Genomic DNA, 22,032 nt, shown 5'->3' with positions numbered 1-22,032 from the left:
GAAAACATGGGCAATTCAAAAACATTGAAAGACGTCCAGGCAGAAGTTGATGCTTATATCGGGCAATTTAAAGAAGGCTATTTCAGCCCCTTGGCATTGCTCGCCAGAATGACAGAAGAATTGGGGGAACTCGCCCGGGAAGTTAATCATTATTACGGGGAAAAACCAAAAAAGGCAACAGAGAAAAAACGGACAATCGAGGAAGAACTAGGGGATATGCTGTTTGTTCTCATATGCTTTGCAAACTCATTACATATTGATTTAGAAGAAGCCCATAACCTTGTTATGAACAAATTTCAAACCCGTGATAAAGATCGCTGGACAAGAATTGAAGAGTAAGTTAAAGGAGAAGTGGAAAAATGGAAACTGTAAAAATTGTTGTGGCAGGCCCGCGCGGACGAATGGGGAGGGAAGCAGTCCATCTTGTCGGGAGAACAGAAAATTTCGAGTTGGCAGGAGTGTTGGACAATAAAAATGAAGGAAAAAATCTCTCGGAATTGGAGGGTTTTCAAGGATTTGATGCCCCTGTGTATACAAATATTGAAAAATGTCTTCAGGAGACCGGCGCAGATGTCTTAATCGATTTGACGACTCCTGAAGTAGGCTACTATCATACAAAAACGGCTCTCGAATACGGGGTGCGGCCTGTAGTTGGAACGACAGGTTTTACGAAAGATCAATTAAAAGAACTTGAAGAAATTTGCGAGGAAAAGAAACTTGGCTGCATAATAGCGCCAAATTTTGCGGTTGGGGCTGTATTAATGATGAAGTTTTCACAAATGGCAGCCAAGTATTTTCAAGATATTGAAATCATTGAACTGCATCATGATCAAAAATTGGATGCACCGTCTGGAACAGCTGTCAAAACAGCTGAGATGATTGCCGAAGTGAGAGAAGCAAAGAAGCAAGGTCATCCAAATGAAAAAGAAACGATCAGCGGTGCAAGGGGCGCGGATTATGAAGGAATGCATATTCATTCTGTTCGTTTGCCTGGATTAATTGCCCATCAGCAGGTGATGTTTGGATCTGACGGGCAAACATTGACGATCCGCCACGATTCGTATAACCGGGCATCTTTCATGTCCGGCGTAAAGCTTGCCGTTGAAACGGTTGTAAAAATTGATACGTTTGTTTACGGATTAGAAAATATTATTGAATAGAGATGGGGTGGGATGGTGAATATCGCATTAATTGCGCATGATAAAAAGAAGGATGATCTAGTCAGTTTTGTTACCGCGTATCAACATATTTTTTCCAAGCACAATTTATTCGCTACCGGAACAACAGGGCTAAGAATTCACGAAGCTACCGGGCTTTCAATTGAACGCTTCCAGTCTGGCCCGCTTGGCGGGGATCAAGAAATTGGTGCTATGATTGCAAAAAATAAAATGGACATGATTTTCTTTTTTCGCGATCCATTAACCGCACAACCTCATGAACCGGATGTGTCTGCGTTAGTCCGCCTTTGCGATGTCTATTCTATCCCGCTTGCCACGAATATGGGAACAGCTGAAATACTGATCAAAGGGCTTGAACGCGGAGATTTAGAGTGGCGAAAGATAGTGAGGGAAAACAGTGAATAGAATGGAATTGCAACAATTGGATATACTGGCATTTGGAGCCCATGCAGATGATGTGGAAATCGGGATGGGAGGTACGATTGCAAAATATGCAAGAAAAGGGTACAAAATTGGAATATGTGATTTAACAAAAGCTGAACTGTCTTCCAATGGAACGGTTGAAATCCGACAGACCGAAGCGAACAGGGCAGCTGAAATTCTTGGTACAAGTGTGAGAGAAACATTAGATATCCCGGACCGAGGGCTTTTTCTCAATGAAGCATACATAGCGAAAGTGGCGGATGTCATCCGCCGCTATCGCCCGAAAATTGTATTTGCCCCTTATTTTGAAGACCGCCACCCCGACCATGGTAATTGCGCCCGCCTTGTTAAAGAGGCGGTTTTTTCTGCAGGAATTAAAAAGTTTGAAACGAATGGAGTTCCTAAACCCCATAAAGTGGACAATATTTATTTCTATATGATCAACGGGTTTCATGTTCCTGACTTTGTTATCGATATTTCTGCTTTTATCGACAAAAAAATTGCAGCACTTAAAGCGTACGAAAGCCAATTTGTAAAAAGCAAAGAAAGCTTTGAGACTCCGCTTGTAAACGGATATATTGAAGCGGTTGAAGCTAGAGAAAGAATGTTTGGCAAAGAGGCAGGGGTAGCTTTTGCCGAAGGGTTCAAAACTGCAAAGCCTTTTCTTATAAATTATGATTTAATAGGGGATAAAAAATGAGAAAACTAAAAATTGGGATTACTTGCTATCCAACTGTCGGGGGATCAGGTGTGGTTGCAACAGAATTAGGCAAGCTTTTGGCGGAGCGCGGACATGAGATCCATTTTATCTCATCCGGGCTTCCTTTTCGCCTGAAAAAAATGTACCACAATATTTATTTTCATCAAGTGGAAGTAAATCAATACTCGGTATTCCAATATCCGCCATATGATATAGCCCTTGCAAGCAAAATGGCGGAAGTCGTTAATTGGGAACAATTAGATTTGCTTCATGTTCATTATGCGATTCCCCATGCGGTCTGTGCGATTTTAGCGAAACAAATGTGCGAAAAAGAATTAAAAATTGTAACGACACTCCATGGAACAGATATTACTGTTCTAGGATATGATCCTTCTTTAGCGGATGCGATTAAGTTTGGAATCGAAAAATCGGATGCTGTTACAGCCGTATCCCATGCGTTAAAGGAACAAACATATGAATTATTAAAGCCGAATAAAAAGATTGAAACCGTTTATAACTTTGTAGACGAACGGGTATATCAAAAGGTTGATTCGAACCATTTACGGATGGAATACGGTATTCAGCCAAATGAAAAAGTATTGATTCATGTTTCTAATTTCAGGTCGGTAAAGCGCGTTCCTGATGTTGTAAAAACATTTGCCAGAGTTGCGGAAAAATTGCCTGCGAAGCTGCTCCTTGTCGGCGACGGGCCTGAAATGACAGTTGTAAGCAAGCTGGTGAAGGATCTCGGATTAAATGACAAGGTCCATTTTCTAGGCAAACAGGAAAACCTTCAAGAACTTTATTCGATAAGCGATCTGAAGCTGCTTTTATCTACGAAGGAAAGCTTTGGGCTTGTTGCTCTTGAAGCTATGGCCTGCGGGGTTCCTTGTATCGGAACGAATGTCGGAGGCATTCCTGAAGTCATTAAAGACGGTTATACGGGATTTATTTGTGAACTTGGAAACATTGATGACTATTTTGAAAAATCGATGCAAATTTTGACAAACTCTGACCTGCACAAGAGGTTTTCAGATCATTCAATTGAAACGGTAAAACAGAAATTCAATGCAGAACTGGCAGTCTCTTATTATGAAGAGATCTATTATAAACTACTGAATACAGGTGAAAATGATGATTCCCGTATTTGAGAAAGCAAAGCCTGTTCTTGAAAAAATTGAGAATGCCGGTTTTGAGGCATATTTTGTCGGAGGGTGTGTCAGAGATTATCTCCTCGAAAAGCCGATCGAAGATGTGGATATTGCAACATCGGCGACACCGGACGAAGTAAAAATGATCTTCCCGAAAACCGTTGATGTAGGAATTGAGCATGGAACAATACTTGTTATTTTTAATGGAACACCGTATGAAGTAACAACTTTTCGAATGGAAGATAAATATGAGGATTTTAGAAGGCCTGCAGGTGTTACGTTCATTCGGTCATTAAATGAAGATTTGAAGCGGCGCGATTTTACAATGAATGCAATTGCAATGGACAAGGATGGAAAATTAATTGATCCTTTTGACGGTCAAAAGGATATTCGCGAAAAACGGATTAAAACGGTCGGCATCCCGCATGAAAGATTCAGCGAGGATGCTTTACGAATGATGAGAGCGATCCGTTTTGTCAGCCAGCTGTCATTCACCCTCGAAGATTCAACGAAAAGGGCTCTGAAAGAAAATAATCATCTATTAAAAGAAATTGCCGTTGAAAGAAAAGCTGTAGAGTTTGAGAAACTGCTAAAAGGTGAAAATAGAAGAGAGGCTTTACAGTTAATAATCGAAACGGAGTTGTTTCTATATCTTCCGGGACTTGAAAATTGTCGGAACGATTTAGAGAAAATGCTTCAAGATCCGTTTGATCGTCTTTCCGCTTTGGAAATGTGGGTGCTGTTAATATACAGGCTCGGATTGAAAAACCGATTGATCGAAGAATTCCTAAGAAAATGGAAGCTCCCTGTAAAGAAAATAAAAATGATACAGAAAATTGTTCATTATGTATGTGCCAGGCTGGATACAGAATGGACGAACAGAGAGCTTTTCGAAGCGAAGAAAGAAGTTATTTTCCATACAGAAAATTTGCTGAATGTAATAACCGGAAATGATACTTCTTCAGCGGAAAAATGGATTGGAGTGTATGACAGGCTTCCTATTAAAGACAGATCCGAGCTGCAAGCCACGGGCAGTGAGCTTATGAAGTGGCTCGATCGAAAAGGAGGGCCATGGGTAAAAGAGCTATTTCAAAAAATGGAAGATGCAGTGCTTAACGGGGAGCTTCTTAATCAGAAAGAAAAGATAAAGGAGTGGGTAATCAAGTGCAATCAGAATTGAGAAAGAAACTGCTTGATGCCTTTACACGTGCAGATGGAGAATTTTTATCCGGCCAGTATTTAGCAGATTTAATTGGCTGTTCGAGGACAGCAGTTTGGAAGCATATCGAAGATCTCAGGAAAGAGGGATTTATTCTTGAAGCGGTCAGAAGAAAAGGTTACCGGATTATTAAAACTCCTGAAAATATAACACCTGACGAGATCAGGCTTGGATTAAAGACTGATTTTCTTGGCCAGCAAATCCATTACGAAGAAAGCGTCGATTCCACCCAGAAAATTGCACATCGGCTTGCCTATGATGGAGCACCCGAAGGAACAGTCGTTCTCGCTGAAGAACAGTTGTCAGGGCGGGGAAGAATGGACCGGAAATGGTATTCACCAAAATACACCGGAATATGGATGAGCGTAATCTTGAGGCCAAATATTTTGCCTACTAAAGCGCCGCAGCTTACGTTATTGACAGCTGTTGCGGTTGTTCAAGCAATTGAGGAAATAACTGCTTTATCGCCGAAAATTAAATGGCCGAATGATATTTTAATAAACGGCAAAAAAGTAACCGGAATTCTGACAGAGCTGCAAGCAGAAGCAGACAGAGTCAAAACGATCATTATCGGCATTGGCATGAATGTAAATCAAAAGGCTAGCGATTTTCCGGAATATATTCGCTCAACCGCTACTTCCCTATCAATTGAAAAAGGCGGGTACATTTCAAGGCCTGCGATCATAAGAGCAGTACTTTCCAACATTGAAAAACTATATTTGCTTTATTTGGAAAAAGGATTTTATCCGATCAAGCTTTTATGGGAAAGCTACGCGGTCAGCATTGGCAAAAAGATAATTGCCAGAACATTATCCGGCAATATTTCCGGACGAGCTTTAGGGATTACCGATGACGGCGTTTTAATGATTGAAGATGATAACGGCACAGTTCATCATGTATTCTCTGCTGATATCGATTTAACCGGAAAAATATTATAATAGCCGCTGAGGCGCTATTTTGTTATAATCACACTGGGCAGTATCTCGACAAGAACTGCACCTTTTCTATTTTTTCAAAAACATATTTCTGCCTAGATCCGTTAAGGACCGGGACAGAGGGATGAAACAATAACTGATTTGTTTGCAACGGGATCCTTCTGCCTAAAAAGGATCCTTTTTGTATTGTTTTATCGCCTCTTTTCCAAAAATGAGGAGGAGAATAGATGAAGCAAACAACTGATTTTATTAAAATGAAAACTGCAAATGAAAAAATTGTCGTGCTGACGGCTTATGACTACCCTTCTGCGAAACAAGCCGAAAAAGCCGGGGTAGATATGATTCTGGTTGGTGACTCTTTAGGAATGGTTGTACTCGGATACGAATCTACCGTTCCTGTTACACTAGAGGATATGATCCATCACGCCAAAGCCGTAAAAAGAGGAGCACCGAATACGTTTATCGTCGTTGATATGCCGTTTATGAGTTATCATTTGTCTGTCCGTGATACACTTATAAATGGTGCAAGGCTGATACAAGCAACGGGAGCCCATGCAGTCAAACTTGAAGGTGCCGATGACGTTACGGAAAAGATAAAAGCGCTGACAGGAGCCGGTATTCCGGTTGTCGCCCACCTCGGGCTGACACCACAATCTGTCGGTGTACTCGGCGGTTACAAAGTTCAAGGAAAAAGTGCGGAAGCTGCCCGAAAATTAATTAAGGATGCCAAAAAGGTAGAAGAGGCAGGTGCGTTTGCGCTCGTTTTGGAATGTGTTCCGAAACAGTTGGCAGAAGAAATTTCAAGCTTGCTTACCATCCCTACCATAGGAATTGGGGCAGGACCGGATTGCGACGGTCAAGTTCTTGTATATCATGATGTGTTAACTTACGGCGTAGAGAAGGTGCCGAAATTCGTAAAACAATATGTGAATGTAAATGAACTTGTGCAGTCAGGCCTCAGCGCGTACGTTGCTGAAGTAAAATTAGGCGCGTTCCCTGAGGACAAGCACAGTTTTTCAATGAAAGACGAAGAGCTGGCAGCACTTTATGGAGGAAAATGATGAAAGTTATAACGAAAATTGCCGAAATGCAAAAACAAATCATTAGAGAAAGAAATAATCAAAAATCAATCGGCTTTGTTCCAACGATGGGGTATTTGCATGAAGGACATATGTCTTTGTTAAAGAGAGCAAGACAAGAGAATGATATCGTTGTTTTGAGTGTGTTCGTGAATCCGCTCCAATTTGGACCATCTGAAGATCTTGATGCATATCCGAGAGATTTTGAGCGTGATAAGAAGGTCGCAGAAGAATCCGGAGTCGACTACTTTTTTTACCCGGATGTGGACGAAATGTATCCAAGCACTCCATCTGTTAAAGTCATTGTCCAAGACCGTACGGAGGTTCTTTGCGGAAGATCGCGTCCGGGCCATTTCGATGGGGTTGCTACAGTGCTTTCAAAGCTGTTTAACATTGTAATGCCTGACCGTGCTTACTTCGGTATGAAAGATGCGCAGCAGGTTGCTGTTGTAGACGGATTAATTCATGATTTTCATTTCCCGATTAAGTTAGTGCCTGTTGAAACCGTTCGGGAAGCGGACGGCTTGGCAAAAAGCTCAAGAAACGTCAACTTGCTTCCGGAAGAAAGGAAACAGGCTCCGGCTTTATATGAAAGTTTAAAATTGGCGGAACATATGATCAATGAAGGAGTCAGAGATCCGGAGAGAATTATCTCTTCGATGGCTCAGCATATTTCCGGCCAAACATCTGGAATTATTGACTATATTGAAATCTACTCATATCCGGAATTAAAGCCAGTATCAAAGATTCAGGGGAAAATTATTATTGCTCTAGCTGTTAAGTTTTCCCGGGCACGTTTAATCGATAATATTATCGTTACAGTGAATGAATAGGAGGAAGAAGAAATGTTTCGCACCATGATGAATGCAAAAATCCATCGTGCCAGAGTAACAGAGGCAAATCTAAATTATGTTGGCAGCATTACAATAGATGAAGATATTCTGGATGCTGTCGGCATGGTTCCAAACGAAAAAGTGCAAATTGTCAACAATAACAACGGAGCCCGCTTTGAAACATATATTATTCCCGGAAAAAGAGGAAGCGGAGTTGTTTGTTTGAACGGGGCAGCTGCCCGTCTAGTTCAGGAAGGCGATGTTGTCATTATTATTTCCTATGTAATGGTTCCTGAAGAGAAAGTAAAAACGCATAAACCGAAAGTGGCCATTATGGATGAAAACAATAAAATTGTCGAACTGCTCCACGCTGAACCGGAAAAAACAATTCTCTAACCCCCTTTTATTTCAGGGGGTTTTCTTCTTGATCTTTGGGTGAAAAAACAATAGACGGTGCAAGTGATCTTTTACTTTTTTCTGTTTTATGGTACCGTTGCTTTGATTGAATATTTGAGGTGTTTCATAATGAATCAACATAAATTCGCAGTTATTGATTTGGAGACAACCGGCAATGCTCCTAAAAGAGGAGACAGGATCATTCAGTTTGCGGCGGTTGTAATCGAGAATGGAAAAATTATTGAACAATACTCGTCTTATGTAAATCCTGAACAAGAGATTCCGCCTTTTATCGAAGAGCTTACAGGAATCAGCGATGAAATGGTTAAGGATGCTCCGCTTTTTTCGGAAATTGCTCCCAAAATATTAACCATTCTTGATGACGCTTATTTTGTTGCACATAACGTTCTCTTTGATTTGTCGTTTCTTCAGGAAGAACTTATTAATGCGGGATATGAAGGATTTTTCGGCCCTGTGCTGGATACGGTTGAACTAGCCAGAATTCTGTTGCCTACTGCCGACAGCTATAAACTATCTGATTTAGCTGTAAGGGAGAAATTATCTCATGACCGTCCCCATCAAGCTGACAGTGATGCATACGTGACAGCGGAGCTTCTGTTAATTTTACTTGACAAGCTTCAAAAAATACCTTTATGCACAATGCGTCAGCTTTATAAGCTTTCTGATGGGCTTAAGAGTGATTTACATATGCTGCTCGGAGATATGATTTTGAATAAGGAACGAACAATTGAAATTTTGCCTGAATCCATTGAAATCTTTCGCGGTATTGCCTTAAAAAAGAAAAAGAATTTTCCGAAGGATGTTTCAAATTCATCTCATATTGAGTATCCTTTTGATATTGAAAGTAAAGAAGCCCTTTTTCAAAAAGCGTTTCATGTATTTGAAAAACGAACCGGGCAGTTTCAAATGATGGATACTGTTTACCGTTCTTTATTAAATCAGCAGCATTCATTAATTGAGGCAGGTACAGGAGTTGGAAAATCACTCGCCTATCTTATTCCGGCCGCCATTTTTTCAAGGCTGAAAAATGAGCCTGTTGTGATCAGCACATATACAATCCAGCTTCAAGAACAGCTTTTAACACGGGACATCCCCCTATTAAATAAGATGTTCAGCTTTCCGGTAAAAACTGTTCTTTTAAAAGGAAGAAATCACTATATCAGCCTTTATAAATTTGAGCTCTCTTTAAAAGAAGAGGACGATAATTACGATACGTGCTTAACAAAAATGCAAATCCTCATATGGCTGCTAGAAACGGAAACAGGCGACTATGAAGAGCTGAACTTGTCAAGCGGAGGCAGACTTTTTTGGAATCAAATTAAGAATGATGAGACTTCATTTCTTCAAGGGAAGGCATGGCTTTCTCATGACTATTATTTAAGAGCAAGAAATGAAGCGCAATCAGCTGATCTCATCATTACCAATCACGCTCTTCTCCTTTCTGATGCAGTGTCAGAACAATCGATTCTTCCTGAATATCATTATGCGATTATTGATGAAGGCCATCAGTTTGAAAAATCTGCAGGCAAACAGTTTGGCATTTCGCTTGATTATTTGGCAATCAGGCATCTGCTGGGCAGGCTTGGTACTTATGAGCAGAAACAACTGTTTTATAAGTTCGAACAGCTGTTGAATGACCTTAATTGGACTTCCAGCGATATTGTTCATACGTTTGAAGTCAACCAAACGATATCGGATTTGTCGTTTGAATTGGATGAGTTATTTAAAACAATCAGTTTTTATGCAGGAAAAAAAACAAAGGATAAAAGCTTGTCCTTTAACAAAATAAAATACCGGTTAACAAACGATGAGTCCGGGAAGGAATGGAACGCTTTACAAGCCGTTTCGGAGCGAATTTTATTTTTATTAAATGACCTGATTTGCCTTTTTGAAAAACGGTTAAATGTCATCAAACAATTGAAAGATGAGCTATCCGGGAAACAAAAAGGGATGCTTGAAGATATGGCTTCTTTTCTGGAAGATTTGAAGGAAGTCAAAGATGCCGTTAAGCACCTGTTTATTATCCAGCAGCCGGAGCATGTTATATGGATTGAGACGGACGTAAGAGCATTTCAAAATGCTACTGCTGTTTATGCTCAGCCTATTCATGTTTCTTCTTATTTGAAGCAGCAGTTTTTCGATGTTAAAAAGAGTGTAGTCCTTACATCTGCAACGTTAACCGTAAATAACTCATTTAAATTTATCGTAAGAGAGCTTGGTCTTGAAAATTATGATTATTATGTGGAAACAATTGCTTCGCCGTTTCGTTATTCTGAACAAGTTCAACTCGTTATACCTGAAGATCTTCCCGAAATAAATGCGGTCTCCGCGGAAGAATATACCGCTTCGATTGCTGAGCATATCATTTCCATTGCGGAAGCAACTAAAGGAAGAATGCTTATATTGTTTACAGCTTATGATATGCTGAAAAAAACGTATGAACTGATGAAGGAAAGCGGGTTTTTAGAAGACTATGTTTTAATTGCCCAAGGGATCTCAGGCGGAAGCAGAACAAGGCTTACACGAAATTTTCAGCGATTTGACAAAGCGATCCTGTTTGGTACGAACAGTTTTTGGGAAGGCGTTGATATTCCCGGAGAAGACTTGTCATGCCTGATTATTGTAAGGCTGCCTTTTTCTCCGCCTGATGAACCGATCATTCAAGCAAAATGCGAAGCGATAAAAAAGAATGGCGGCAATCCATTTTCCGACTATTCCTTGCCGGAAGCAGTGATCCGCTTTAAACAGGGGTTTGGCAGGCTGATACGATCTGAACAGGACCGGGGAATTATTGTCGTCTTTGACAAAAGAATCATTACAACAAGATATGGAAAAACATTCTTAAATTCAATTCCAAAAATACCTGTCAAGAAAAGCAATATCGATGAGTTAGTTCACTTCATTCACAGCTGGCTTTGATCATTTGGTGGGGTCAGACCCCTTCCTTCAGGCAAGGGTGTCAGACCCATGAGTACTAGAATAATTTTTTTTAAAACATGAATGAATTGTTATCATTAACGGTTTCTTCCTGTTATAATTGGTTTTGAGAGCTAGCTGTGAAGTAATTTCACTGTTTCCTTTCTGTTGGAACGATTTAAGTAATAAATTTTGCAGTGCTTTTAGGAGGAATCCCGGAATGGAAAGTAAAATTGAAATATTATCAACAGTTAAAGTCCAAAGCAGTCCGGAATTGTATAAAATAGTTGATACATTAAACAGGACGCTTAAGAGGGAAAATTTAATGTTCGGCTTGGCGCTTGATAAAGATGATCAAAATACAGCCGTATTTACAATCTATCGTACATAAAGAAGTGATTTAAATGAAAAAGTTGATTTATATCAGCTCAATTGCTGTCCTCATTATTATAGGATTTTTTATAACTGTTTATTTAAATGCTTTCAAGCCGGTTAAGGCCGCCGAAGAAAAAGCGGTCAAGATTGCTAAAGAAGAAACTGATTTGAAAAGTGTAAGAGATTTTTCCTTATATAATGGGCTTGAACCATATTATGTTATATGGGGTAAAGACAGCAATGGTGAAAACATGATCGTTTGGATTTCTGAAAAAGATCAAAAAGTTACCGTCAAGAAAGAAAAGGACGGCATTTCAAAAAAAGATGCAATCAGGAAACTAAAAGAGGAAAAAAATCCTAAAGAAATATTGGAAGTACGTCTCGGAATGTTAAAAAACAGGCCTTCGTGGGAAATCTATTATCTTTCAGATAATAATTTAATAAATTATTACTATGTAGATTTTGAAACAGGAGAATGGCTAACAAAAATTGAAAATTTATAAATTTTAGGAGGAAATAGCATGGAGATTAAACTAGCACAAAGAGTAAAAGCGCTGACACCTTCCTCAACGCTTGCAATTACTGCAAAGGCAAAAGAATTAAGAGCACAAGGCCACGATATTATTGGACTTGGAGCAGGGGAACCTGATTTTAACACTCCACAATATATTATTGATGCAGCAGCAAAGTCAATGAATGAAGGCCATACAAAATATACTCCTTCGGCAGGTTTGCCAGCATTAAGAAAAGCAATTGCAGAAAAAATCAAACGCGACCAGGGGATTGACTATGATGCAAGCGAAATCATTGTCACCGTTGGGGGAAAGCATGCACTGTACACGCTATTTCAAGTCATTCTTGATGAGGGAGACGAAATCATTATTCCGACTCCTTACTGGGTCAGCTATCCGGAGCAAGTGAAATTAGCCGGCGGGGTTCCGGTTTTCGTTGAAGGTTCGGAAGAAAATGAATTTAAGATTACACCTTCCCAATTGGAACAAGCGATTTCCGGCCGCACAAAGGCAGTTGTCATCAATTCACCAAGCAACCCAACCGGTATGGTGTATACGGAAGACGAATTGCGTGAATTAGGAAAAGTATGTCTTGAACATAACATTTTAATTATTTCCGACGAAATTTATGAAAAGCTTGTTTATGGAAACAATAAACATATTTCGATTGCCCAGTTGTCACCGGAGTTAAAAGAACAAACCATTATGATTAACGGTTTAGCGAAATCACATTCGATGACAGGATGGAGAATAGGATTTGCAGCAGGAAATAAAGAGATCATTACCGCGATGACCAATCTTGCAAGCCACAGTACTTCAAATCCGACAACTACGGCGCAATACGGAGCCATCGCTGCATATTCCGGATCTGAGGAAACGGTAGAAGAGATGCGAAAAGCATTTGAGGAGCGTTTAAACGTTATTTATGATAAGCTCATCCAAATTCCCGGATTTACTTGTATTAAACCACAAGGTGCTTTTTATTTATTTCCAAATGTAAAAAAAGCAGCCGAACTAACCGGATATGAGAATACAGATGAATTTGCAGCAGCCTTATTAGAAAAGGCAAAAGTAGCTGTTATTCCCGGTTCAGGCTTCGGAGCTCCTGATAACATTCGGTTATCGTATGCAACTTCTCTTGAGTTGCTTGAACAGGCTGTTGAAAGAATGAAGCAATTTGTTGAAAGCAAAATGAAATAACACAATAAACACAAACAATCTATACTTATAGCCGGCAGTTTTGTCAGGGCTCTCATGGCAATATTGAGGGCCCTGTTTTATGTTGCTTCTTAATAAGGCGAACGTTATAATAAAATTCGGTACATTGAGAAGAGTTTTTTCATCTTTTTGGAGGGAACATAATCGTGACTAAAACAACAATTTCAGAAGTTCATAAATTTGTTGGCAATGAAGTAACAATTGGTGCTTGGCTTGCTAATAAAAGATCAAGCGGAAAAATCGCCTTTCTTCAACTTCGTGACGGTACAGGTTTTATTCAAGGAGTCGTTGTAAAGAGCGAAGTGCCTGAGGATGTATTTCAAACAGCGAAATCGATTACTCAGGAATCATCCATGTATGTTACAGGTGTTGTTCAAAAAGATGAACGTTCACCTTTTGGTTATGAACTGCTTGTCAAAAACGTTGAAGTGATTCATCAGGCTGTTGATTATCCGATCACTCCGAAAGAACATGGCACAGAATTTTTGATGGATAACCGCCATCTTTGGCTTCGTTCAAGACGCCAGCATGCTATTATGAAAATCCGCAATGAAATCATCAGGGCAACATATGAATTTTTCAATAACAATGGGTTTGTGAAAGTAGACCCGCCGATTTTAACGGGAAGTGCACCTGAAGGTACGACAGAACTGTTTGCTACAAAATATTTTGATGAAGATGCTTACCTTTCTCAAAGCGGGCAGCTTTATATGGAAGCAGCAGCGATGGCACTCGGAAAGGTTTTCTCTTTCGGACCGACATTCCGTGCGGAAAAATCAAAAACCCGCCGGCATTTAATTGAATTCTGGATGATTGAACCGGAAATGGCTTTTTACGAGTTTGAAGACAATTTGAAAGTTCAAGAAGAATATGTTTCCCATATTGTCCAATCTGTTTTGGAAAATTGTAAGCTTGAATTAAAAACGCTCGGTCGTGACACAAGCAAGCTTGAAAATATTAATGCTCCTTTCCCGAGAATCACATATGATCAAGCCATTAAATTATTGCACGACAAAGGCTTTGATGATATCCAATGGGGCGATGATTTCGGTGCACCGCATGAAACAGCGATTGCTGAAAGCTTTGACAAACCAGTGTTTATTACCCATTATCCAACTTCGTTGAAGCCTTTTTACATGCAGCCTGATCCAAATCGGGATGATGTCGTGCTTTGTGCCGACTTGATTGCACCGGAAGGATACGGCGAGATTATAGGAGGATCAGAACGTATCCACGATTATGATTTGTTAAAGCAAAGAATTGAGGAGCATAAGCTGGATCCGGCTGCTTACAAATGGTATCTCGAGCTGCGCAAATATGGTTCGGTGCCGCATTCCGGATTTGGTCTCGGTCTTGAAAGAACGGTTGCATGGATCAGTGGAGTTGAACACGTACGCGAAACGATCCCTTTCCCTCGTTTGTTAAATCGTTTATATCCATAATAGTAGAAAAAAATAGAAAGTCCGCCTGGCTGCGGGCTTTCTTGCATTACTGCTAAGTTTTTGCCGGACGGAACGAATGAAAGAATCTTTCTTTTAAGATAATCAGTTCCCACAAGTTGGTTCACTTACTTGCACGGTTTGTCCATGTTATACTGAAAGAGAGGTGTCATCGATGAAAGAAAATTTATTAGCTTGGGTTAAAGAAGGCAGTATAACGATACCAGCCGCTTTGTTAAGTCATTATAAAAAAATGAACTTAAACGAGCAAGAATTAACATTCTTGCTGCACGTCATTTCTTTTTTAGAAAAAGGGAATGAATTTCCTACACCTGATGAACTATCAGCCCGCATGACCATTTCCGCGGTTGAATGTACCGACATGCTTCGAAAATTAATACAAAAAGGCTTTATTTTAATTATTGACGGGTATTCCGAGGATGGAATCCGTTTTGAAAAATATTCATTGCAGCCTCTTTGGGATAAACTCATTGAGCAGTTTTTAATAGAACAAAAAAAACAAAAACTAGAAATTCAGCATCAGGAAGAAACAGACTTATATACAATTTTTGAAAGGGAATTTGGCCGGCCGCTGTCTCCATTTGAAATTGAAACGTTGAATATGTGGCTGGATGATGATCATCATGATCCGGTTATTATTAAAGCTGCTCTCAGAGAAGCAGTTATTTCCGGGAAGTTAAACTTTCGATATATTGATCGAATCTTATTTGAATGGAAGAGAAACGGAATTAAAACGATTGAGCAGGCAAAAAGCTATGGCAGAAAGTTCAGGCAATTTCAGTCACAGAGAATGGAACAGCAGAAGGAACAGACGGAAAAAACGAAAACCATCCCGTTTTATAATTGGCTTGAACAATAGGAGAAATGTTTGCGGGAAGATTTTTTTCTAATTCTTTTTGTTAGGTGAGAATCAATGTTAAACAACAGTCAAATACGATTTTGTTTGGATAAAATGGCGGAAATGTTCCCAAATGCACACGGTGAGCTGAATCATAGCAATCCATTTGAATTACTTATAGCTGTTCTTCTATCAGCACAATGTACTGACGCTTTAGTAAATAAGGTGACGAAAAATCTTTTTAAAAAGTATAAGTCGCCTGAAGATTATTTAAATGTTCCTATAGAAGAACTTCAAAATGATATTCGTTCGATCGGGTTGTACAGAAACAAGGCAAAAAATATTCAAAAGCTTTGCAGAATGCTTATCGATGAATATGGGGGAAAGGTACCCACGGATCGAGATGAGTTGACTAAGCTTCCCGGAGTAGGAAGAAAAACGGCCAATGTTGTTGTTTCCGTAGCTTTTGGAGTGCCTGCCATTGCTGTTGATACCCATGTGGAACGAGTGAGTAAGCGGCTGGGCATTTGCCGGTGGAAAGATTCTGTTTTGGAAGTTGAAAAGACTTTAATGAAAAAAGTTCCAAAAGAAGAATGGTCGATTACCCACCATCGAATGATCTTTTTCGGCAGATACCATTGCAAAGCACAAAATCCACAATGCGAAGTTTGTCCGCTTCTCGATTTGTGCAGGGAAGGAAAGAAAAGAATGAAAAGGAAGGATCAATCGTGAACAGCATGGAAAAAGAAATTAAGATTCCGTCTGAATTAACGAGCCCTTTCTTTTTTCCGATCGAGAAAGTGATGTGGAAGGGAGAGTACGCCAATCAGCTGAATCCTGAAATTCCATTTATTTATGAAGCAGCTTATTTTTCGGGAATCGATGCGATAAAGCCTTGGGAAGATGCTGAACAATGTGTTCCCGTTATTTTTAACGAATGGAAGAAAGTAAAGCAAAATCTGTTTGAGTTTTACGAAAAAAGAGACAGCAGAGGAGCTTTACAGCCGATGAAAAAGGGAACTGGTTTATTCCTTGAGGCTGTATATTGGAGCAATCATGTTCCTGTTAAGCTTAACGGGATGAGTTTCGAAAAGTTAATAGTCAAACCCATTAATGTGGATGAAAGGCTGCAGTTCATCATGAACCGGCCCGGACTTTATCATTCGTTCAAACAGCTATCAGAACTAATGGATGAACAAGAAAAACATTTTGTGAAACATATGGCTATCAAAAAAGTTCGAGCGTAGTGCTCGAACTTTTTTGATAGATAATATTTACCTTTTTCTTGAAAATCCCCCTGTGGATTGGCCGGTATTTCCAGTTGAACCGGACCCGTTGGAGCCGGTTCCTCCTGAACTGCCAACGCTTCCAGCACCATTGCTTCCAGTGCCGTCAGCGGGATTGCCGCCGGTGCTGCCGGCTCCATTACCGGTGCCGTCAGCGGGATTGCCGCCGGTGCCTTCATCACCATTGCCGCCGGCATCGTCAGCGGGATTGCCGCCGGCGCCTTCATCACCATTGCCACCGGCACCGTCAGTGGGATTGCCGCCGGGATTACCTTCTCCGGTTTCGTCTCCGGCATTATCATCTCCGGAGCCATTGCCTCCTTGGTTGTTTTCGGAACCCGGCTGTTCGGTTTCATTATTTCCAGAATTTTCTCCTTGGTCTCCGTTATCGTTATCGACATTTTCGCTGTCTTCTTCGAGATTGGATGGATCAGGAATCTGAACGGTTGCACTTCCCGGATCGCTCCGCTGATCTCCCTTCACGGCAATGACACTAAATTTATAAATGCCCCCCGGTATCGGGTTAGAGATGCGGAGACCTTTTTCTCCAGTAACCGTTAATTGCTGCACAGGTCCTTCATTGATCGATACATTTACTTCAAATTGTACACCTTCGTTGCCACCCTCAGTGTCATAATCCCAAGACAGGGCTATTTCATTTGTTGATTCATCATACATTGCTTGGACATTTCCAGGTGGTGCAAGCTTATAAAACTTCTCGGAAACTTGGCTTGGCGCATGGCCTTTCACAGCATATTCGTAAAGTACTTGGTCTTCAGGCGTATATTCACTTGCCAGTTTAGCAGGAAAGGTACCTTTTTCAATCCTTACTTGTTCTACACTGTTTGGCATTTCAAAATCCGGCGTTTCGATATTGCTTGAAACGTGCTCCATTAAGTTCTTAAACAAGTATTGGGCAATCTTTTGATTTTCGCCTGCCGGTATATAGTTCTCCATTTGATCTTTATATCCTGTCCAGACAGCTGCAGTATATTTGGTCGTATAACCGACAAACCAGGAATCTGGAACCGCCCCGTCAGGAATGCCATATTTTTCTCTGTCTGCTTGAGAATAGTTTGTTGTACCGGTTTTTCCGGCAACAGGCAATCCTGGAATATTTGCGCGTGTTCCTGTTCCGTAAGAATCCTTCACAACGCTCTTCAGCATGTCTGTAATCATAAAAGCGGTATAGTCATTCATGACTACTTTAGGTTCAGGTGCTGTATCAATTTTTGTTCCGTCCCGAAATTCGATTGCTCTAATTGCATGTGGCTCCGTATAGAAACCGTTGTTTCCGAATGCACTGTATGCACCGGCCATTTGCAAAGGAGAAACGCCTTTATCCTTGTTCCCAAGACCGCCAATCGCATAGGATTCATAAATTTCTTTCAAAGGAATTCCTAATCGATTTGCAAAATCCTTCGCTTTTTCCAACCCAACTTCCTGCAATGCTTTCAGGGCAGGAACATTTCGGGAGCGGGCTAAAGCTTCACGCATTGTCATCGGTCCCATATGTCTGTGATCCCAGTTGTTAATAGGTGTGCGTTCCGGATCTGAGTACGTATAAGGTTCATCAACTAACGTATGGTACGTGCCCCATTTCAAATATTCAATCGCAGGACCATAGTCGAGTATTGGCTTAATGGTTGAGCCCGGCTGGCGTCTTGTATCAATCGCGTAGTTAAATCCTCGTTTTACTTTCTGATTGCGACCGCCGCCAATTGCCCTGATTTCACCAGTTTTTGTATCTAAGAGCGCGATACCTGCCTGGAACTCATCATCAGGGAACTGAACAATTTCATTTGAATTCAGCATTTCTTCAACATATGTCTGTGCATCTTGATCAAGTGTCGTATAGATGTGCAATCCGTCGGAAAAAATATCAAAATCGCCGTATTTTTCAACTTCATCAATGACAGCGTCGACAAACGCATCGTATGGCTTATCAGTTTTTTTCCGTTTTTCTTCTTTTACAAGTGTTGATTCAACAGGGATTTTTTGAGCTTTTTCCATCTCTTCTTTCGAAATAAATCCGTGCTGATGCATGAGTGAAAGAACGATGTTGCGTCGTTTTTTCGCTTTGTCCGGATGTTCAAAAGGATTATAGTTATTAGGACTTTGCGGCATTCCCGCGAGCAATGCAGCTTCATGCAGCTCTAAATCTTTAAGGTCTTTGCCAAAGTAAACCTTCGCGGCAGTAGCGATACCATGAACGTTCTCGGACATATAAATTTTGTTGACATACATTTCAAATATTTCTTGTTTTGTATATTTTCGTTCGAGCTGGAAGGCAAGCCATGCTTCTTGGGCCTTCCGCTTTAATGTTTTGTCAAAAGTTAAGAATGAATTCTTTACGACCTGCTGTGTAATCGTACTGGCACCTTCGGATCCAAACCCATCCTTGATATTGGCGACAACTGCGCCTGCTAATCGGATCAGATCAACTCCGTGATGCTTATAAAAACGGACGTCTTCTGTTGCTAAAACTGCATTTTCTACAAGTTTTGGAATGTCTTCGTATTCAACATAATCCCTTTTTTCCGAACCGACTTCGGCGATAAGTTTTTTATCCATATCATAGATCTTTGAAGAAATAGGGTCCTTTAGCAGCTTTTCATTCAGCTTCGGTGCATCTTTAATCATATAAGCAAAGGTTGCTACACCTGACAACATTCCGATAATACCAAGGACAATTAAAGCCAGAAAAATTTTTTTAAAGGTTCCAGAAGGGCTCTTCTTGCCTTTATTTTTTTTCTTGGCTGCAAGGTGCTGTCTACGGCGCTCCTCCCTTGTCTGGTATTTTTCTGCCATATTAAATCCTTCCTTTCTAAGTTCATTCAGGATTGTTGAAAAATTCAAGTAAGATTATAAACATAATCTATTATTTTAATATAGTCAATTCGGGGGCGAAATCCAATAGGTACATAGTGCCCGAACTTTTCTATCTCATCCTTCGTGATCGACTTTCTTCCTCCATTTGTCATCCTTTCCCAAAACTCAAGAAGATGTTCTGCTTTAAGAAAAAATACTTCATCAGTGGATGAAAACCTGAGAATAACAAAACAAATACCGCCATGGTTTAAAACATTTTTCATATGGTGAATTTGATGTTCATGAAAATTTTTTAAAGGAAAGGAAGTCTTATAACGGGTTTCTTTTGCTTCAAAATCAATATATTTCCCTTTATAAACACCATTGTAATCGGTCGTAGACGGCTGCCTAAAATATGCCTCCTTAATCACTGCCGCACTTCTTTGCGGGTAATCAACATGAACAATTTGCACAGGAGTAGGCTTCTTGTGGATAACGGCAATGTTATGATTTAAATAATATTTATTCGTTTCATTTAAGTCCTCTTCGAGAGTCATTCCCCGGTTGCTGTAGGTTACATTTTTTCCTTTTTTTATGTTTTCGGTCTGTTTCGGAATATAACGTTTTCCATTCGGATAGTGAAAATTCATGTAAGCCACCTCACAAACTACTACCTATCATAACAAATCTTCACACCCTATGGTTGAATAAAAACATAAATCCTCCACAGACTAAACATAGCATATGTTTTTGCCATAAGGAGAGGCTGATGACAGAAAATAGCTTATATCAAATGAATTCCGGACGTACAATAAGCGATCAGGATCTTATAAGGCTGATTACGATTGAAACGAATAAAAATAATATAGATAACATATCCAGAACAAATGCATACTTTAAATTTTTCTTGAATCATCCCGAAATTAAATGGGCATTTTTAGCGAGCATGGTTTCCAGAAATGCCGGCTGGAATATGTGTGACTTGGAAGGGAAATGGCTTCCGAATATTTTGAGCAAACAAGTTAGGAATGAGCTCTTTTTAACATATGAACGTGCAAATTGGCTAATCTTTAAGGATGCTTTTCCCCAGCTTTTGCTCTACCATTATTCGACGAAAATAAATCGTCCAATGTTTCATTTGCGGGGTTATTTTCAAATCTCTGCGTTCATGGAAAATGAATGGACAACATTTTGGAAAGAAAGAAATAAAAATAGATTAATGATTGCTCTTATTATTAATGAACAGAATGTGATCCAAAAACCCGTGATCGAGCATCCCGTTTATAAACGGTTGGTGTTTCATTCTTTTCTGTTTTTTTTTCAAGATTGGCTTCACTTTAATTCCGTCCTGTTTCCGACTTGCAGCGGCCAGCTTTATGGCGCGAGTGTGAATGGTTTTCGCAATGTCAGCAAAAGAATTGACCTTGGAAAGAGGCTATCGGATATTTTGTTTTCTCCTGAATTATTTCCGTTATTTTTTCAGTTCGCTAAAGATACTCCGCATACAGGTTCAAGATATGATTACGAGCAGTACTTTATTCAAGAAAAGGAAAGAGATACGCCAATATTGCGGGAAGCATTTCCGGTCATCGGCAACCAGTTGGATGGGTTCAGTGATTGGTTTCAAAAAGGTCAGTTCAAAAAGAAATGGCTTCATCCCCATATTCACCATCGCCATCCAATTCTAATCACCGATTGGTATTTGAAAAAACAAAAACAGCTTCACTGTCTCATTGCTTTAAAAAATTATTTTTTCAATAGTAAGTGAAAGAAGCGTGTTTTTTATTTTAATTTGTGTCGAAAAAAAGGTCAAAGATAAAAAAATTTGCACTTTCTTTGCCGAATTAATTCTAGTTTTGTCAATGGTGGAGGAAGAACAAATACAAGAGCGAATTAGGTAGTTAAGAAACCGAAGGAGGTAATGATCATGAAGGAGCCGAATGATCAAAAAAGAGAGCTGTTATTGAAATTAAGCGAAATATATGACCAACTTGAGGAATTAGATACTGTTCTTCATACCTCGATAAAAGAATATAAACGAGATATTCAGGAGGAACATCTAAAAAGACTATCCGTTTGCGAGGAAAAACTTTTTGCTATGGAAACAGAGGTCGATATGTTTGAAATTATGGAGCAAAAAAGTCCGGCCGTGAAAGCTTCAGGCGGAATACTTGAACTGGGATATTAAAATTAAATAAAATAAAAAGAGATGACGTGGTCGGTAGCTTTAATAAAGGCTACTTTTTTATTATTATTTTTAATTGGGAGAAGAAAAAATGAGTGAGTATAAAGAGCTTTATGACTATGCAAAAGCCCTTTTAGAGGCGGCAGAAAAAGCAAACGCTCGATTTGAAGAGATAAAAGAGTCGAAAACAGACGCTGATTTCTATAGAGAAGTAAAGCCTTTTGCGGATGAAACTGCAAAATTAAATGGCCAATGGAAGAACGCTGCGATCGATTGGATTACGAAAGAAACACCCAGAAATTTTCATATAAAACAAATTGAAGTTTGCTCGGAAAATATCGAAATGATTTCGATTCAAGCGTTCTATTCAACAACGAGCCGAAAGCGGTTCCTCGATCATTTTCAGTCTGTCCGTTTTCTTTTGACAGGTATATTAATGCAACTCGAAAGCAAAAAATAAAAAGGGCCTGACCCTTTGCTTTTGAGCCAGCCCCAT

At 39.9% G+C, this 22,032-nt stretch carries 23 protein-coding genes; 21 read left to right on the top strand and 2 right to left on the bottom strand.

Annotated elements, in window-relative coordinates; translation table 11 throughout:
- The first annotated feature begins 6 nt into the window (after nt 1–6).
- From C0966_RS08520 to C0966_RS08435, 18 genes are all read left to right on the top strand, one after another.
- The gene (locus tag C0966_RS08520; RefSeq protein WP_274854892.1) at nt 7–339 is read left to right on the top strand and encodes a nucleotide pyrophosphohydrolase; all 333 of its coding nucleotides are present in this window, start codon (nt 7–9) and stop codon (nt 337–339) included.
- A 20-nt stretch (nt 340–359) separates the two neighbouring features.
- Complete coding sequence (gene dapB, locus C0966_RS08515; protein ID WP_274854890.1) at nt 360–1,160, top strand: 4-hydroxy-tetrahydrodipicolinate reductase; 801 nt, start codon at nt 360–362, stop codon at nt 1,158–1,160.
- Between the two features lie 15 nt (nt 1,161–1,175).
- Nucleotides 1,176–1,583, top strand: coding sequence for a methylglyoxal synthase (gene mgsA, locus C0966_RS08510; RefSeq protein WP_274854889.1), 408 nt, complete (start codon nt 1,176–1,178; stop codon nt 1,581–1,583).
- Between the two features lies 1 nt (nt 1,584).
- The gene (gene bshB1, locus C0966_RS08505; RefSeq protein WP_274855748.1) at nt 1,585–2,301 is read left to right on the top strand and encodes a bacillithiol biosynthesis deacetylase BshB1; all 717 of its coding nucleotides are present in this window, start codon (nt 1,585–1,587) and stop codon (nt 2,299–2,301) included.
- Nucleotides 2,298–3,452: an N-acetyl-alpha-D-glucosaminyl L-malate synthase BshA gene (gene bshA, locus C0966_RS08500; protein ID WP_274854886.1), complete on the top strand. Its 1,155-nt coding sequence runs from the start codon at nt 2,298–2,300 to the stop codon at nt 3,450–3,452. The genes bshB1 and bshA overlap by 4 nt, the downstream gene beginning before the upstream one ends.
- A complete protein-coding gene (locus tag C0966_RS08495) occupies nt 3,436–4,632 on the top strand; it encodes a CCA tRNA nucleotidyltransferase (protein ID WP_274854884.1) in 1,197 nt (398 codons plus the stop codon). Before bshA ends, C0966_RS08495 begins: the two co-directional genes overlap by 17 nt.
- Complete coding sequence (locus tag C0966_RS08490; RefSeq protein WP_274854882.1) at nt 4,617–5,609, top strand: biotin--[acetyl-CoA-carboxylase] ligase; 993 nt, start codon at nt 4,617–4,619, stop codon at nt 5,607–5,609. Before C0966_RS08495 ends, C0966_RS08490 begins: the two co-directional genes overlap by 16 nt.
- 224 nt (nt 5,610–5,833) lie before the next feature.
- Nucleotides 5,834–6,667: a 3-methyl-2-oxobutanoate hydroxymethyltransferase gene (panB, locus tag C0966_RS08485; protein WP_274854880.1), complete on the top strand. Its 834-nt coding sequence runs from the start codon at nt 5,834–5,836 to the stop codon at nt 6,665–6,667.
- Entirely contained in the window at nt 6,667–7,518 is an 852-nt protein-coding gene (panC, locus tag C0966_RS08480) for a pantoate--beta-alanine ligase (protein ID WP_274854878.1), read from the top strand. The genes panB and panC overlap by 1 nt, the downstream gene beginning before the upstream one ends.
- Before the next feature lie 12 nt (nt 7,519–7,530).
- Nucleotides 7,531–7,914 (top strand): aspartate 1-decarboxylase, encoded by a 384-nt coding sequence (gene panD, locus C0966_RS08475; RefSeq protein ID WP_274854877.1) that lies wholly within the window; start codon nt 7,531–7,533, stop codon nt 7,912–7,914.
- Nucleotides 7,915–8,043: 129 nt separating this feature from the next.
- Nucleotides 8,044–10,854, top strand: a complete 2,811-nt coding sequence (gene dinG / locus C0966_RS08470) for an ATP-dependent DNA helicase DinG (RefSeq protein ID WP_274854876.1) — start codon at nt 8,044–8,046, stop codon at nt 10,852–10,854.
- Between the two features lie 217 nt (nt 10,855–11,071).
- Complete coding sequence (locus C0966_RS08465; protein ID WP_274854875.1) at nt 11,072–11,242, top strand: YpmA family protein; 171 nt, start codon at nt 11,072–11,074, stop codon at nt 11,240–11,242.
- Nucleotides 11,243–11,255: 13 nt separating this feature from the next.
- Nucleotides 11,256–11,729, top strand: coding sequence for a DUF5590 domain-containing protein (locus tag C0966_RS08460; RefSeq protein WP_274854874.1), 474 nt, complete (start codon nt 11,256–11,258; stop codon nt 11,727–11,729).
- 24 nt (nt 11,730–11,753) lie between these two features.
- A complete protein-coding gene (locus C0966_RS08455; RefSeq protein WP_274855747.1) occupies nt 11,754–12,938 on the top strand; it encodes a pyridoxal phosphate-dependent aminotransferase in 1,185 nt (394 codons plus the stop codon).
- A gap of 164 nt (nt 12,939–13,102) precedes the next feature.
- Nucleotides 13,103–14,398 (top strand): asparagine--tRNA ligase, encoded by a 1,296-nt coding sequence (gene asnS / locus C0966_RS08450; RefSeq protein WP_274854873.1) that lies wholly within the window; start codon nt 13,103–13,105, stop codon nt 14,396–14,398.
- A 172-nt stretch (nt 14,399–14,570) separates the two neighbouring features.
- Entirely contained in the window at nt 14,571–15,275 is a 705-nt protein-coding gene (locus C0966_RS08445) for a DnaD domain-containing protein (RefSeq protein WP_274854871.1), read from the top strand.
- A 54-nt stretch (nt 15,276–15,329) separates the two neighbouring features.
- Nucleotides 15,330–15,986, top strand: a complete 657-nt coding sequence (gene nth / locus C0966_RS08440) for an endonuclease III (protein WP_274854870.1) — start codon at nt 15,330–15,332, stop codon at nt 15,984–15,986.
- Nucleotides 15,987–15,991: 5 nt separating this feature from the next.
- Nucleotides 15,992–16,501, top strand: a complete 510-nt coding sequence (locus tag C0966_RS08435; protein WP_274855746.1) for a YpoC family protein — start codon at nt 15,992–15,994, stop codon at nt 16,499–16,501.
- 27 nt (nt 16,502–16,528) lie between these two features.
- On the opposite strand, the gene C0966_RS08430 is transcribed toward C0966_RS08435, so the two are convergent.
- Nucleotides 16,529–19,351: a PBP1A family penicillin-binding protein gene (locus tag C0966_RS08430; protein WP_274854868.1), complete on the bottom strand. Its 2,823-nt coding sequence runs from the start codon at nt 19,349–19,351 to the stop codon at nt 16,529–16,531.
- Between the two features lie 44 nt (nt 19,352–19,395).
- Nucleotides 19,396–20,001, bottom strand: coding sequence for a Holliday junction resolvase RecU (gene recU / locus C0966_RS08425; RefSeq protein WP_274854867.1), 606 nt, complete (start codon nt 19,999–20,001; stop codon nt 19,396–19,398).
- Between the two features lie 119 nt (nt 20,002–20,120).
- Here recU and C0966_RS08420 point away from each other — a divergent pair, with 119 nt between their 5' ends.
- The 3 genes from C0966_RS08420 to C0966_RS08410 all read left to right on the top strand — a co-directional run bounded on the left by C0966_RS08420 (nt 20,121) and on the right by C0966_RS08410 (nt 21,996).
- Nucleotides 20,121–21,119 carry a DUF2515 domain-containing protein gene (locus C0966_RS08420; protein WP_274854866.1) on the top strand — a complete coding sequence of 333 codons (999 nt, stop codon included), beginning with the start codon at nt 20,121–20,123 and terminating at the stop codon, nt 21,117–21,119.
- Nucleotides 21,120–21,278: 159 nt separating this feature from the next.
- Nucleotides 21,279–21,539 carry a hypothetical protein gene (locus C0966_RS08415; RefSeq protein WP_274854865.1) on the top strand — a complete coding sequence of 87 codons (261 nt, stop codon included), beginning with the start codon at nt 21,279–21,281 and terminating at the stop codon, nt 21,537–21,539.
- Nucleotides 21,540–21,627: 88 nt separating this feature from the next.
- A complete protein-coding gene (locus C0966_RS08410; RefSeq protein ID WP_274854864.1) occupies nt 21,628–21,996 on the top strand; it encodes a YppE family protein in 369 nt (122 codons plus the stop codon).
- The last annotated feature ends 36 nt before the right edge of the window (nt 21,997–22,032 follow it).

The sequence above is a fragment of the Bacillus methanolicus genome (assembly GCF_028888695.1).
GTDB lineage: Bacteria > Bacillota > Bacilli > Bacillales > Cytobacillaceae > Bacillus_Z > Bacillus_Z methanolicus_B.
This window is presented reverse-complemented; position numbering and strand designations above follow the sequence as displayed.

Excerpts from the sequence above, each read along its gene's own strand:
- C0966_RS08520 (WP_274854892.1), top strand. The coding sequence starts at position 7 with ATGGGCAATTCAAAAACATTGAAAGACGTCCAGGCAGAAGTTGATGCT.
- dapB (WP_274854890.1), top strand. The coding sequence starts at position 360 with ATGGAAACTGTAAAAATTGTTGTGGCAGGCCCGCGCGGACGAATGGGG.
- bshB1 (WP_274855748.1), top strand. The coding sequence starts at position 1,585 with ATGGAATTGCAACAATTGGATATACTGGCATTTGGAGCCCATGCAGAT.
- bshA (WP_274854886.1), top strand. The coding sequence starts at position 2,298 with ATGAGAAAACTAAAAATTGGGATTACTTGCTATCCAACTGTCGGGGGA.
- C0966_RS08495 (WP_274854884.1), top strand. The coding sequence starts at position 3,436 with ATGATTCCCGTATTTGAGAAAGCAAAGCCTGTTCTTGAAAAAATTGAG.
- panB (WP_274854880.1), top strand. The coding sequence starts at position 5,834 with ATGAAGCAAACAACTGATTTTATTAAAATGAAAACTGCAAATGAAAAA.
- panC (WP_274854878.1), top strand. The coding sequence starts at position 6,667 with ATGAAAGTTATAACGAAAATTGCCGAAATGCAAAAACAAATCATTAGA.
- panD (WP_274854877.1), top strand. The coding sequence starts at position 7,531 with ATGTTTCGCACCATGATGAATGCAAAAATCCATCGTGCCAGAGTAACA.
- dinG (WP_274854876.1), top strand. The coding sequence starts at position 8,044 with ATGAATCAACATAAATTCGCAGTTATTGATTTGGAGACAACCGGCAAT.
- C0966_RS08465 (WP_274854875.1), top strand. The coding sequence starts at position 11,072 with ATGGAAAGTAAAATTGAAATATTATCAACAGTTAAAGTCCAAAGCAGT.
- C0966_RS08460 (WP_274854874.1), top strand. The coding sequence starts at position 11,256 with ATGAAAAAGTTGATTTATATCAGCTCAATTGCTGTCCTCATTATTATA.
- C0966_RS08445 (WP_274854871.1), top strand. The coding sequence starts at position 14,571 with ATGAAAGAAAATTTATTAGCTTGGGTTAAAGAAGGCAGTATAACGATA.
- nth (WP_274854870.1), top strand. The coding sequence starts at position 15,330 with ATGTTAAACAACAGTCAAATACGATTTTGTTTGGATAAAATGGCGGAA.
- C0966_RS08435 (WP_274855746.1), top strand. The coding sequence starts at position 15,992 with ATGGAAAAAGAAATTAAGATTCCGTCTGAATTAACGAGCCCTTTCTTT.
- C0966_RS08430 (WP_274854868.1), bottom strand. The coding sequence starts at position 19,351 with ATGGCAGAAAAATACCAGACAAGGGAGGAGCGCCGTAGACAGCACCTT.
- recU (WP_274854867.1), bottom strand. The coding sequence starts at position 20,001 with ATGAATTTTCACTATCCGAATGGAAAACGTTATATTCCGAAACAGACC.
- C0966_RS08420 (WP_274854866.1), top strand. The coding sequence starts at position 20,121 with ATGACAGAAAATAGCTTATATCAAATGAATTCCGGACGTACAATAAGC.
- C0966_RS08415 (WP_274854865.1), top strand. The coding sequence starts at position 21,279 with ATGAAGGAGCCGAATGATCAAAAAAGAGAGCTGTTATTGAAATTAAGC.
- C0966_RS08410 (WP_274854864.1), top strand. The coding sequence starts at position 21,628 with ATGAGTGAGTATAAAGAGCTTTATGACTATGCAAAAGCCCTTTTAGAG.